This is a genomic window from Corynebacterium sp. MSK047, assembly GCF_030232285.1.
GTDB classification, from domain to species: Bacteria; Actinomycetota; Actinomycetes; order Mycobacteriales; family Mycobacteriaceae; genus Corynebacterium; species Corynebacterium jeikeium_D.
Map to the genome: position 1 here is coordinate 17,415 of NZ_JASPJI010000020.1, position 13,633 is coordinate 31,047.

The window sequence follows — 13,633 nt, forward strand, 5'->3', positions numbered from 1 at the left end:
GTGTAGTCCCCCCGGGCTGGTCACCATTTGTCGTTGAAGGAGTCGATTGTGTCACGACCGACACAATACCCGCTTATACCTATAAACCCGGTAGTCTAAGTGGAATGAACAACGTGGTACGCAATGACAACTCGGTGGCGAAGAGCCGTCGACGTCGTCGGCGACCGCGCAGAAGAGGTGGCGTTTCCTCGTCCACCAACACTAGCAACGCTACTACCAGCGGAAATTCTGCAAAACGTAGTGGCTCCGGTGCCAATGGCTCCCAAAAGGCCAAGCCAAACTCCGGTGGCGCCAAGAAATCTTCCAAATCACCGAAGTCGGCACGACCCTCGAAGCAGTCGAACAACCGCGGTGGCCGTAAGAACGGTCAGGATAGGAACAATCGCCGTCGTCACGCACAGACGAAGCGCACAAACAATCGCCGTGCGCACTCGTCGCGCGCGCAAAATGCAGCGCCGATGCAGACCTCGATTGAGACTTCGGCGGGCGGACTGGTCGTCTCGGGGCTTGCTGAGGCTGTCGGCGATGGCGGCAAAGTCAACCTGTCACGGATTTATGTCGCGCTGATTGGTCGGCACGATCGTCGCGGGCGCCTGCTGTGGTCGATGCCTAAGGGCCATGTCGAACCCGGCGAAGCTTTCGATTCCACCGCCGAACGCGAGGTGTGGGAAGAAACGGGCATTCGCGGCGAGGTCATCGAAGAGCTCGGTGTGATTGACTACTGGTTTGTCTCCGACGGCACGCGGATTCACAAGACCGTGCACCATCACCTTCTGCGCTACGTCGATGGCGATTTGAACGACGAAGACCCCGAGGTCACCCAGGTCATGTGGGTTCCTGTGGATACCCTGGTGGAACGGTTGGCCTACGCTGACGAACGCAAACTGGCCCGGCGCGCGCACAATCTGCTGCCCGATCTCGCCCGCGCGGAAAAGCGAGCAGGCCGGCAGACGCCGAGGTGATTGCGCATGTTCAGGTTGCAGTTGCCAAGGAATGTTGTTCGTAAAGTCACGGCCGCCACCGCAGCGCTCGTACTGTGCTTGCCGACGACCGTTGCGCCCCCAGCTTTTGCGCAAGATGAGCAGTTGTGGGGCAGTGGCACCAATCGTGTCGGTGAACAGGGCCCCCTTCGGCTTTCGATAACCAGCTTCACTCCGCATGTCGCGGCTCTACATTCGACGCTGACCATCAAGGTGCAGGTGCACAACACCTCCGATGCGGATATCAGCAATGTTGCGCTGCGCCCACAGCGGGCCGGCGCACTGGCTTCCTCTGCAGATGCGCGGACGATTCTCGCTGAGCCTGAATCGGTGTTTGATGTGGCTGGGACCTTCAGTGCCCCCATCGAGCTGAAAGCGGGGGAGAAGCGTGAGGTTACGCTAAGTGTTCCTATCTCCGCACCGGCTCCAGAAGGACTCGACATCACGGAAGCCGGCACGTTTCCGCTGCTCATCAATGCTAACGGGCAACCGGCAGATGACATCGACCGCCTGCTGGCGGAAACACGCGCACTGCTTCCGGTGACGGATCCGCAAGCGGAAGGTGATGAGCCGGAACCGCCTGCCGGTGATCAGAACGACAACGATGAGACCGACAATTCCGATGCGCCCACCCGCCGCGACCCAGTGCCGTTTTCGCTGATTTGGCCCATCAGCCAGCCAGTGCCACTGGTCGGCGGTGAGACCGGTGACGCACCCTCGTCGCCGAATCTCATCCTCACCGACAATTCTTTGGCCGAGTCTCTCGAACGCGGTGGCCGCCTCGACGGTTTGCTCACCTCGTTGGAAAAGGGCTTTGCCGGCCCGGATGGGCAGAGGTTGCGGGAATCAACCTGCATCGCCATCGACCCGGAGACCCTCGACGCAATCTCCAGGATGACCCGCGACTACTGGATTGGCACCAGCCGCCCAAGTCCTGTGGAGTCCTCTCCGCGACTGCGGGATTCCTGGGGAAACGCGGATGACACCAATCTCACGCATATGCCCGCCAGTGACAATGCTGCCGCCTGGCTCAATCGGCTGCACGATCTCACACAGGACACCTGCACACTGTCACTGCCGTGGGGCGGCACCGATGCCAGCGCCGTGGCTCGCGTGGGGGATCACGAGCTTTCGATGGAGGCACTCGCCGCTGGTCGGCAGACTATCGCCAAGCATTTGGACGTTCAGGCACTGCCGGGCCTCTATTTGCCGGCCGAGGGATACGTGACGTCGGAAAGCGCCCCGCTGTACTCGGCGGCGACGGCCCTGAACGGGACCGCCCCGGAGCGCGCATTCGAAAACCGCGTCGATACCGGCGAGGCGATGCCACCCTCGCCCACTCCACCCGAAGCCGCGCACGACACCACCGTGTTAGTCGCAGACAACACCGCCGTCACCGCCGATGGTCAGACACTGCGCCCCGGCCACAGTGGCGTGCTTGCCGACGGTAGCCGCGCCTTCGCCCTCCCTGGGGCACTGACAACCTCTCTGGCTGCAACAGGGCGGTCTCCCCAGACTGTGGCGTATTCGAATCTGCTCGGACGCTACGATTTCCGAATCGACTCCGAGGCTGCACGGATGCAGACAGCGATTGGCACTCTGTTCCAATCACTGACTGATTCGGATGACCCTCGCGCGGCTGTGGTGGCAGCACCGCCGTCCGGTTGGGATCCACGCGCTAGCGACGCTGAAGATTTCATGGCTGCGGTCAGGAAAGCCGTGGACGATAACCTGGCTGAGCTGACTCCGCTGATGGACTCCATCACCGCTTCAGCTCACGACCTGGATGCGGGCTCGGTTACTCCAATTGACGAACTTGCCGATCCCGCGCCAGTGAGTGAGACGCTCGTGGAGAAGGCTCAACTGGCCTCCCGCGAAATCACGGACCTGACCACAATCATGTCCAACGATCCCAATGTCGCACTGACGCGGTATGAATTCACCCGCCCCCTGCGGCACGACTTGCTGCGCTCGTTTACAACTCTCGGCCGGCGAAATCAGCTGCAGTCACCTGACGTGCAGCGGCGGAGCGAAGAACTCAGCGACCAGGCACTGATTATGACTCGACGCCTGCGCAATTCAGTGACGTTGGTAGCTCCCGGCGGTGTCTACACCCGCGCAACGCAGCTGTCGCCGATTGCGGTGCTGGCTCGCAATGGCCTGCCGCTGCCGGTTCCCGCGTTCGTGCGCGTCGGCGCTGGAGATTCGGTGTTGGAGGAGAAGTATGAGGCCGCCATCCCCGCCAAGGGGTCGGTGACTGTTCAGTTCACTCCGAAGTCGGGTGATGATGCAGAATCCACTCCGGCGACCAATGCTCCAGAGGGAGACCGGCCACGGGATAGTGGAGACAACTCCCACAACCTGTTGCTGTGGCTCGAATCACCTGGCGGCACGCCGATTTCTCGATCAGTGAGTATTTCCGTGCAATCGGGCGCTTCGGTTGGGGTTTTGGCTATCGTGACCCTCGTCATCGTCACTGTTGGTGGGTTTTTTGCCGCAAAACGGTCTCAGTACTTTCGGAAATAGACCCCCTTTTAAGCAACAATAGGACATGTGACTGACTCAGACGCGCATAAATCTGGACTTCGAGGCCGCATTCGTCGCCCCGCGCCACCGGCCCCAGTTCCGGCGGCGCGGCCAACGGCTGAATCTCAGCCGGCCGAAGCGGCCCCGGACCTAACTCGCGTATCCGGCCATAAGGCAAATGCCGATACCGCCGCTGACGCGATGACGGAATCGGCATCACCATCGCCAGCAAAGGCGGCAACTGCGACAGCAACCGCTTCCAGCGATTCCTCCGCAGGCTCGACGGCGGACGCAAATCAGGGACAGTCGAACTCGGACATCGTCGCCTCCACGGGCTCGATGGCAATCGCTACCCTGATTTCGCGCATTACGGGTTTTTTGCGAAACCTGCTCATCGGCGCGACGCTGGGTCCGGCTGTGGCTTCAGCCTTCAACGTCGCCAACACACTGCCGAACCTGATTACGGAAATCGTCCTCGGCGCAGTGCTGACTTCTCTGGTGGTGCCAGTGTTGGTGCGCGCGGAGAAGGAGGATCCAGATCACGGTGCCGCCTTCATTAGACGTCTCTTGACTGTCTCTATGACGCTGTTGGCAGTGGTGACGGTGCTGGCGGTGATAGGTGCGCCACTGTTGACCAGATTGAGCCTTAACGAGGCCGGTAAGGTCAACGTTCCGCTGGCAACGTCATTTGCGTTCTTACTATTGCCGCAGATTATCTTCTACGGCATATTTGCGCTGCTCATGGCGGTGCTAAACACCAAGGGAATCTTTAAACCCGGTGCGTGGGCACCTGTCGCTAACAACGTCGTGGCCATTGCCACGCTCTTGCTATATCTGTTCCTGCCCGGCCAGTTGAGTCCGGATTCGGACGGTTCACTCTCCGATCCGCACATCCTGCTTTTGGGTCTTGGTACCACCCTGGGTGTCGTCATTCAGGCAGCCATCATGATTCCCTACCTCAAGCGCGCGGGCATTGATTTGCGTCCGCTGTGGGGTATCGACGACCGCATCAAACAGTTCACCGGCATGGGTGTCGCGATTATCACCTACGTGGCAATTTCCCAGGCTGGTTACTTCATCACCACCAATATTGCCTCGACTGCCTCCAAGGCAGCGCCGACGATTTACCAGCAGGCTTGGCTGCTGTTGCAGGTGCCCTACGGCATCATCGGCGTTACCTTGCTGACCGCCATCATGCCGCGACTGTCCCGCAATGCAGCCGACGGCAACGATGGGGCAGTGGTCCGAGATCTGTCCATCGGTACCCGCCTGACCATGATTGCGCTGGTGCCGATCGTTGCCTTCTTCACCGCATTCGGCCGCCCCATCGCCGTCGGTCTTTTCGCGTATCTGGAGTTCCCCCGCGAAACCGCAGAGATTCTCGGCTGGACGCTGTCCTTCTCGGCGTTCTCGCTTATTCCATACGCCATTGTGCTTTTGCACTTGCGTGTTTTCTACGCCCGTGAAGAGGCCTGGACCCCGACTTTCATCATCCTCGGCATTACCACCGTCAAGGTGATTCTGTCGTTCTTCGCTCCTCGTCTGGCTTCTGACGATGAGACCGTCGTCGTGTTGCTCGGTGCCGCCAACGGTTTCGGTTTCGTCGCCGGCGCAATAATTGGCTTCTTGCTCTTGCGCCGCACTCTCGGACACTTGGACAGTAAGGCGACCGTCCACACCGTGCTGTGGGCACTGGGGGCGTCGCTTGTCGGTGTCGCCGTTGCTTGGGGCGCATTCGCATTGACCGACCTTGTGCTGTTCGATTTCTTCGGTTCCTTCGGTGTGCTACTGCAGACCATCGTCACCGGCGTGGTCTTCCTCATCGGTACCGGCCTGGTGCTCGCTCAGGCTCCATTGGAAGAGGTCCGCGTTCTGGGTGGCTTCCTCGGCCGCATTCCGGGTCTACGTCGCTTTGCTCCGCAGCCTCATGCAGCCGACAATGCCGTCGCCGACCGTGAGGATATGGAGCGCGAACGTGGCTTCGCCGCTGATGCTTTCTCGATTGCCCCGTCGAACCTGATTGGCGAGGCCACGGGTCTGGCAAACGAGGGCTTCACCGCTTCGCCGCTGTTGCCGCCGATGCCGACGCAGGGTTCTCGCCCGACCCGCTATGTACCCGGCGAGATGGTCTCAGGTGGTCGTTTCCGTCTGCGTTCTGAAGTCGCGACCTCCCCAGGTCTGCGCCTGTGGCGCGCCATGGATATGGGAGATCCCGACAACTCAGATGTCGCACTTGTCTTCGTCGACACGATTGCACTGCCGTACTACGACACTTCGCCATCGGTTGCTGCCCAGAAGATTGCCACGACGACCAACGAGCTGCGTGACCTGGCCGGCACCGGGATGTCCCGCATTCATAGCGTGGCGAAGACACGCACCGAGGTGCTCATCGTCGCCGACTGGACCAGCAGTATCGGTATTGAGCGGTTCGATCAGGCCGCCCACCCGGATGCCCTGGCACTCGCAGTAGCATCACTTGCCGAGACAATCGCCGACGCCCACGAATCTGGACGTTGCCTTGGCCTGACAAACAAGCCTGGGCAATTGCGCATCAGCAGCGACGGCCACATCTACGACGCTTTCCCCGTCGTTTTGCCCGATAGCTCGCAACGTTCGGACTACAACGCGTTGCTTTCTGTCATCGACGAGCTGTTCTACAACGTGCCAAATATCCCCTCCGATATTTCTGCTGCCATCGACCGCGCGAAGCAGGTTCGCCCGGAGAACTTCAACCAACAGGAGTCGCCAGCTCGCACACTCGCGGAGGATTTGCGCACTGCAGCGCTCGGCCCCGACTCTTCGGAGTTTCTCGCAATCGACCCCGACACCGGTGCGCGCGAATCCGTCGATGCCGACGGTGTAGCCCAATCAAACGCTCGCCACACCAAGAATCGCACCCGCGCATTCAGCACCGGCGCAGTCGTTGTCGGTGTAGTCATTGTCGGTGCACTTGTCGCCGCGGGCATCTTTGGTCTGGTTAACCGTTCCTCGGACGCACCGATTAACTCCGAGTCCGTACGACGCGGCCCGGCTCCGATCACGACGCTTTCGCTTGCCGACGCTAACGAGTGGCAGGCCGACAGCGACAACCCGGCAGCCGGTCCAGACAATCCGGACATGGCTGAGCTGACCATCGATAGTGACGAGGAAAGCTTTTGGGTAACTTCGACTTACCTCAGCCAGTTCGGCAATCGCCCAGAGGACTTCAAACCTGGTGTCGGTATTCGGGTCACTCTCGATGAACCGGCAACCATTCGAGAGCTTAAGGTCGCGGCGACCCCGGGCGCACACATTGAAGTTCGCGGCCTACGAGATGCCGACTCGACGAACTTGGATGACACAACGGTTCTCGGAAGCGCTACTGCCACCTCAGGTACGACGACCATCGAAATCGATAGCCGCGACACTGAGTGGAAGAACCTTGTTGTCTGGATCTCCGGCTTGCCGACGGCTGCGGAAGCGGTAGCCGACAGCGACTCAGACACTGACGCTGATACAGATGCTGATACAGATGCTGAGTCGCAGAATTCCGATGCGGACAACCCACTTGTCGGCGACCGCAATCTGGCTGAGCAATCTCCGGATTCGTTGCTGCCAGTTGCTATTGGCGACATTCAGGTGCGTGGTACGGAATAACGCTCTGAGCTTGCCTTAGGTGGCAACAGTTCAAGTTGTCCCAAGTTATCCACAGCTACTGGGACGTTTTGAAATTCATCCACAGCCCGCGGTCTCCACGGCAGTTTTGCCAAGCGGAGAGCGCGGGTTTCGTGTTTGCATAGGAGCCATGAACTTTGGGGGAAGAAATCGAATTGGGGACAGTCACCGTAAGGCCCGCATGGGTCGGCGACTGGGGGATTGTGGCGTCGTCGGTATGCAAAAGCATGCATCTGCGGACGAGGTCGATCGTGAATTATTGAAGGCGCACCTGGCGGGGGATCGTCGCGCGTTCGCGGTGTTGGCACGGCGTTATTATCCGCAGTTGGTAGCGATGGCGCGGCGCTATCGTCGGGATGATTTCGATCCCTTGGATGGGGTACAGGAGGGGCTGGCGCGGGCAATTGCGGGGGCGGCGAGCTTTCGCGGGCGTTCAACGGTGGCGACGTGGCTGACGTGCATCGTGAAGAATGCGTGTATTGACCACAACCGCGGTCGTTTCGGGGAGATCCCTCTCTGCGATAAGGAGGAGGATTTTGAGACGTTTATGAGTTCACAGCCGATTCCCTGCCCGGATGTTCCGCTACGTGTGACTATGGCCGCCGCATTGGAGCAGCTGCCAACGGATCAACGGGATGCCCTGCTGTACTTGGACATCTTTGGATATTCGCTGCAGGAGACCTCTCGCAGTATTGGGCAGCCGAGCGGGACGTTGAAGTCTCGGCGGGCGCGGGCGCGTCGTACGCTTCGGCGACAATTGGAAGAAGTGCAGGTGGCCTAACAACTGCGGAGCAGGGGAGAGGCTGGGGGAATAGAGATGGCTAACCTCACGTTGGTTGAGGTGGCTGGTTCCGGTAATTTCTTTCCCGGAGCTGAAAAATTTGCTTACTACTGAGCATCACTGTGCGCCATGTGATGTGAGAGATAAAAATTATAGGAGTCTTCATGAGCGATATCGTTCACGACCTGATCATCGTCGGTTCCGGTCCCGCCGGTTACACGGCTGCCACCTACGCAGCCCGTGCCGACCTGAAGCCTGTGGTGTTCGAGGGCATCGAGTTTGGCGGCCTGCTTATGACGACTACCGATGTGGAGAACTACCCAGGTTTCTCCGAGGGCATCATGGGCCCAGAGCTGATGGATCAGATGCGCGCACAGGCAGAGCGCTTCGGCGCTGACCTGCGCATGGAGATTGTCGATCGCATGGATCTCACCGGCGATATCAAGTCTGTCTGGGTTGGCGAAGAAGAGCACAAGGCTCACGCTGTCATCCTGGCAACCGGTGCCGCTCCGCGTTATGTCGGTGCTCCGGGTGAGCAGGCGCTGCTTGGTCATGGTGTCAGCGCCTGTGCCACCTGTGATGGTTTCTTCTTCCGCGACCACGATATCGCCGTCATCGGCGGCGGTGACTCCGCAATGGAAGAGGCAACCTTCCTTACCAAGTTCGCCCGCTCGGTGACGATTGTCCATCGCCGCGATGAGTTCCGTGCGTCGAAGATCATGGTCGAGCGCGCGCAGAACAATGACAAGATTCGCTTTGCGACGAACAAGGTTGTGTCCCAGGTTCTTGGTGAGGACAAGGGTTCAGTTACCGGTCTCGAGCTGGAAGACACCGTCACTGGTGAGAAGTCCGTCCTGGATGTGACTGCCATGTTCGTAGCAATTGGCCACGAGCCACGTTCGCAGATGGTTCGCAATCAGCTGGATTGCGATGAGAATGGCTACATTCAGGTAGCCGCTCCGAGCACCCAGACATCTCTCAAGGGCGTCTTTGCGGCGGGCGATGTTGTTGACTCGCATTACCAGCAGGCAATTACCGCCGCTGGTTCTGGCTGCAAGGCTGCGCTGGATGCTGAGCACTACTTGGAAACTGTTGCTCGGTAGCTGACAGCAGGGCAGTCGCACTAGCTGGATAAACACCTAATAGTTGGGGTATCGCAATTGTTGGATAAGCCCTACGATTGCAGATATCCAACTATGGGGAATATCCGATAGTCGGTAAGACCAATTGTTGTTTGCTGTAGCTCAATCAGGGCGCAGCGGGACGTGTTATAGCCCGGTACGCCCCGTACTCATCGAGCACTTGCAGCGTTCTCAAGAACACCATTAATTAACAATTTAGTACTTCACTCGCACCACCGGAAGCCCTAATTTTTGACGCCTTGAGCGCCAAATCCGTACGCGAGGCTGAAGAAGCTAGGTTGAAAAATTAGAATCAAGACCACAAAACAAAACCACTAAGAACTCAAACGAGCTCATTCTAAGGAGAAGAATTTCATGGCTCCGGTAACCGTCACCGCCAACACCTTTAAGTCCGATGTCCTCGAATCCGATAAGCCGGTGCTTGTTGATTTCTGGGCAGAGTGGTGTGGCCCGTGTAAAAAGATTGCTCCCGTTTTGGACGAGGTTGCGACCGAGCTCGATGGCAAGGCCGTCATCGCCAAGGTCAACGTCGATGAGGAGCGTGCACTGGCTGGCATGTTCCAGATCATGTCCATCCCAAGCCTGCTCCTATTCAAGGACGGCAAGAAGGTCGAAGAGATTCGCGGAGTCCGCCCGAAGGGCGAAATCACGTCCCTCATCGAAAAGCACCTTTAAAAGAACTTGGGGTTGCTCTTTATCCGATACGAGGTTACGACTGCCCACCCGTCACTTCGCTACTGCCACCTTCGTTGGACACACCCCATTATGATGTGACTGAAGTTGTGGTTGTGATTTAGAGTTATTCCTGGGGTTCTGCCGTCGGGCTAGCCGACGCGCCCTCGTAACAATCAATTCGCGCCTGCGACCTGGTAATCTTGCTGGAAATGGCGGTTTACGTCTTCCTTAATACCGTGAAGGAACCAGGTTGCCGCCAACTTGAGAGGTATTGCTGACCATATCCTCTGAGAGTACGCGGGATTTCCTAACTGAAGTTTCGTTTAGCTCACTGGCCAGTAATACTGATTAAGTGTTGTGAGGACCCACAACGGCCTAAACATAATTGTGGAGTTCGGAAGGGAGTTTTCGTGCCAGAGTTTCTGAAGGTGGGCGATAGGTCACCTCGTGTAGCCGAGGTACGTTCTACCCTGGCTCGTCTTGGGCTTCTGCCCAATTGGGAGGGCTCAGCCGCGGAGGAGAACTCGCCTCAGTGGTCTGGTGACGATGACCTCTTTGATGAGGATATGCGCAACGCTCTCCTGGCGTTCCAACAGTCCCGCGGTGTCTATGCCGACGGGATCATCCGCGACAGCACCCTGCGCCTACTGCGAGAAGCCTCGTACACTCTGGGCACCCGCGTACTGTCCTATGATCCACTGTCTCAAATGACCGGTGAGGACGTAGGCGTTCTCCAAGCTACCTTGCAGGAACTCGGCTTCCACGATGCCCGAGTAGACGGCCACTTTGGCCCGAAGACCGATGCCTCTGTACGTGAATACCAGCTCAATTACGGGCTGGAGCCCGACGGTATCTGTGGTCCCGTTACTCTCCGGGCGCTCAGCTACTTGGGCAGGAGGGTTACTGGTGGCTCTGTAAACGCCTTCCACGAGAAGGAAATACTGCGCACGATGGGGCCGAAGCTCTCTGGAAAGCGCATTGTCATTGATCCAGGTCTTGGGGCAGGGGAGCCCGGCATTGTGGTCGACGGCCCTTACGGTCAGATTTCTGAAGAAGAGATTCTTTGGGATTTGGCCTCTCGCATTGAGGGTCGCCTTGTCGCGGCAGGTGCAGAGACTATTCTGTCTCGTCCTCGTACCGACAATCCGTCCATCGAGGATCGCGCTGAGATGGCCAACGCATTTGGCGCTGACGTCTTCATCTCCCTGCAGGCTGACCACTATCACAACAACCGCGCCAGCGGTATTGCGACCTTTTACTTTGGCTCGATGAAGGGCTCCAACTCCATTCTGGGCGAACAGCTCTCTGGCCTTATCCAGCGAGAAATTGTTGCCCGTACGAGCCTGGTAGACTGCCGCTCGCACGCCCGTACCTGGGATCTCCTCCGTCTGACCAGGATGCCCACGGTGGAAGTCGCCGTTGGTTACCTGACCAACGAGGATGACGTCGCAATTCTTTCTTCCCCAGATCAGCGGGACGTAATTGCCGAATCTATCGTTGTCGCTGTAAAGCGTCTGTACCTGGGCGATGAAGAGCAGCAGCCAATGACCGGCGCTTACAGCTTTGCGCAGCTGATTGAAGAGGAAAAAGCCTAAACACGGCTGACCAATGAAACCCAGCGCTAAAGACTGAACAGCTTTGAGCGCATAAAGGGTTCTTTCGCACTTAGATCCAACGCATGGCCGATTTCTTCGTCCCAATCCAATTCCGCATCCAACTCGATACGGAGTTTCGGATGAATCGGATGTGGAGTGACCACCCGAAACCCGGAGTCAAGAAGGGTTCGCGTACGAATCAAATCACCGGCGTTATGGTTAATCGCCGCCAACGAATCTGAAATACACGGCTTAGGATTCAGCTTTTCTTCGAGTTGCGCTTCGAAATCAGCGATTAGATTCTCCGTACCGTCGTCAGGCGTTGGCGACGACGGCGTGGATGCCGACATAGAATCCACCGTGCCACTGCAACCAAACGCTTCTACCGCTGAAATCCCGCGTAGCGCGAGCTTGTGCAGAGCGGTCACAATGAGCACGCGGAGCATGTCATCGTCAACCTCTAAAGCGTTGTAATGCAGACTCGTCAGCGCAATCGCATCCGGCGATATTGGCCCGGAAGGCATGGAAAATGTCGTCGGGCAGAAGCGTGGCGGAGCAAAGAGCAGCGTGCCGACGGTCTCAGGTTTCCCATCGATAAGTGATGCCGGTGGCTTTCGTCGTAGCGAATATCCGCACGGTCCCCAGGAAAGGTAGACGGTATTGAGCCATGCTTCCTTCTCCAAGCGCACCTGGGCGGCTAAATCAGGGCTTAAATCGCCATTTAAGAGGCTTTCACTAGCTCCGCCTGGCCGAGTAGGGGATTGGCCGTCCGAATGCTTTAAATCACCGTTGAGCGCTTCATCCTCTTCTGGCGTGCTGGGGTCCAAATTAGGTTCGCGCGGCTCAGTCGAGAACTGGGGTAGGGCAGTTGCTGTACGGATATGCTCCATGCCCTGTTCCCAAAACAGGCTTAACATCGTGTCTGGATAGATTCCTTCGATGTCGGCCAGCGAAATTTTCTCGATGAATACTTCAGTCACAGTAACCGGGTTTACTCTTCGTCGAGATGCATCAGTGACATGATGCGATCAAAGTCCTCGAGGTTGCCGAATTCGATAACGATTTTGCCCTTACGCTTGCCCATCTGGGCAGTCACCTTCGTATCAAAAGAATTGGACAGGCGGTCAGCCCAATTGTGAAGGACCTCCGGCTGCGGAGTGGGCTCGCGGTGCTGCTTTTTCGGTCGCTCGCCGGCATTGAGTAATGTCACTGCTTCTTCGGTCGCACGGACGGATAGTCCTTCAGCAACAATTCGCTCGGCGAGGCGCTGCTGTTCTTCCTTACCTGCCTTAACTCCAAGCAAGGCGCGTGCGTGACCAGCCGACAGAACACCGACCGCTACTCGTCGCTGTACCTCCACCGGCAACTGCAAGAGTCGAATCATGTTGGTAATAACGGGCCGCGAGCGACCGATTCGATCCGCCAGCTCTGCCTGAGTTACACCAAACTCTTCGAGTAGCTGCTGGTACGCAGCGGCCTCTTCGAGTGGGTTCAGCTGAACGCGATGGATGTTCTCTAGTAGGGCATCGCGAAGCATGTCCTGGTTTGGAGTATCGCGAACGATGGCGGGAATCGTGTCGACCCCAGCTCGCTGAGAAGCACGCCAGCGACGTTCACCCATGATGATTTCAAACTCGGGTTGCGGCGCGTTCGGATCTTCCTTACGCGCTGCCTCGAGTGCGGCCGCACGACTACCCTCAGAGATTGGTCGTACGATAATCGGCTGCAATAGACCGAACTCACGAATAGAGTGAGCGAGCTCATTCAGGGGCTCCTCATCGAAGACCTCTCGTGGCTGCTTCGGGTTCGGCGTGATCAGCTTCAAGTCGATCTCGCGATAGGTCGCGCCAAACTCGTTTGCGGCCGAAGCGTCAACATCGGTCGGCTCCGCGCTGCTATGGTCCGCTACTCCCGACGTCGCCGAGGGCAATGTTTCACGTGAAACATCGCTAGACTTACCAATAGCCTTATCGTCACTGTGACGTTTCTGCGCCTCATCGGTATGAGGCTTGCTCTGGCCGGATTTTGCAGATTTTCCGGCGTTTTTCCCTTCAGTCAACGAGGTGCCGGATCCCGTCGCGGCTGCCCCCAGTACGTCGGCAACTCCGCTACTTCCAGGCTGCTTCGTCCCCTGGGTACGGCGGGGACCGAAGATAATATCCGCGGCACTCTCACCTACCGAGGGGTTAGCCGCCGGAGCAGTTGGGATCAGCGCGGCGATACCGCGACCGAGCCCTCCCTTGCGGTTCTCCTTTTTTTGATTCGACATCGGTAACTACT

Annotated in this window: 9 protein-coding genes; 7 read left to right on the top strand and 2 right to left on the bottom strand. The window is 58.1% G+C overall.

The annotated features are described in order from the left end of the window. The first annotated feature begins 104 nt into the window (after positions 1-104). The 7 genes from QP981_RS08895 to QP981_RS08925 all read left to right on the top strand — a co-directional run bounded on the left by QP981_RS08895 (position 105) and on the right by QP981_RS08925 (position 11,353). Positions 105-962 (top strand): NUDIX hydrolase, encoded by an 858-nt coding sequence (locus QP981_RS08895; protein ID WP_284857873.1) that lies wholly within the window; start codon positions 105-107, stop codon positions 960-962. Between the two features lie 6 nt (positions 963-968). Continuing rightward, a complete protein-coding gene (locus tag QP981_RS08900) occupies positions 969-3,506 on the top strand; it encodes a hypothetical protein (protein WP_284857874.1) in 2,538 nt (845 codons plus the stop codon). A 27-nt stretch (positions 3,507-3,533) separates the two neighbouring features. Next, positions 3,534-7,142 carry a murein biosynthesis integral membrane protein MurJ gene (locus QP981_RS08905; RefSeq protein WP_070566075.1) on the top strand — a complete coding sequence of 1,203 codons (3,609 nt, stop codon included), beginning with the start codon at positions 3,534-3,536 and terminating at the stop codon, positions 7,140-7,142. A 235-nt stretch (positions 7,143-7,377) separates the two neighbouring features. Continuing rightward, complete coding sequence (locus tag QP981_RS08910) at positions 7,378-7,941, top strand: sigma-70 family RNA polymerase sigma factor (protein ID WP_042389015.1); 564 nt, start codon at positions 7,378-7,380, stop codon at positions 7,939-7,941. A 164-nt stretch (positions 7,942-8,105) separates the two neighbouring features. Next, entirely contained in the window at positions 8,106-9,044 is a 939-nt protein-coding gene (gene trxB / locus QP981_RS08915) for a thioredoxin-disulfide reductase (protein ID WP_005511625.1), read from the top strand. Between the two features lie 393 nt (positions 9,045-9,437). Beyond that, positions 9,438-9,758 (top strand): thioredoxin, encoded by a 321-nt coding sequence (trxA, locus tag QP981_RS08920; RefSeq protein ID WP_016421730.1) that lies wholly within the window; start codon positions 9,438-9,440, stop codon positions 9,756-9,758. Between the two features lie 410 nt (positions 9,759-10,168). Then, on the top strand, positions 10,169-11,353 hold the full coding sequence (locus QP981_RS08925; protein WP_048733139.1) for an N-acetylmuramoyl-L-alanine amidase: 1,185 nt from the start codon (positions 10,169-10,171) through the stop codon (positions 11,351-11,353). Between the two features lie 26 nt (positions 11,354-11,379). Here the strand turns inward: QP981_RS08925 and QP981_RS08930 are convergent, their stop codons facing one another. Beyond that, the gene (locus tag QP981_RS08930) at positions 11,380-12,333 is read right to left on the bottom strand and encodes a hypothetical protein (RefSeq protein ID WP_048733137.1); all 954 of its coding nucleotides are present in this window, start codon (positions 12,331-12,333) and stop codon (positions 11,380-11,382) included. An 11-nt stretch (positions 12,334-12,344) separates the two neighbouring features. Then, the gene (locus QP981_RS08935; RefSeq protein ID WP_069358896.1) at positions 12,345-13,622 is read right to left on the bottom strand and encodes a ParB/RepB/Spo0J family partition protein; all 1,278 of its coding nucleotides are present in this window, start codon (positions 13,620-13,622) and stop codon (positions 12,345-12,347) included. Positions 13,623-13,633 lie beyond the last annotated feature (11 nt).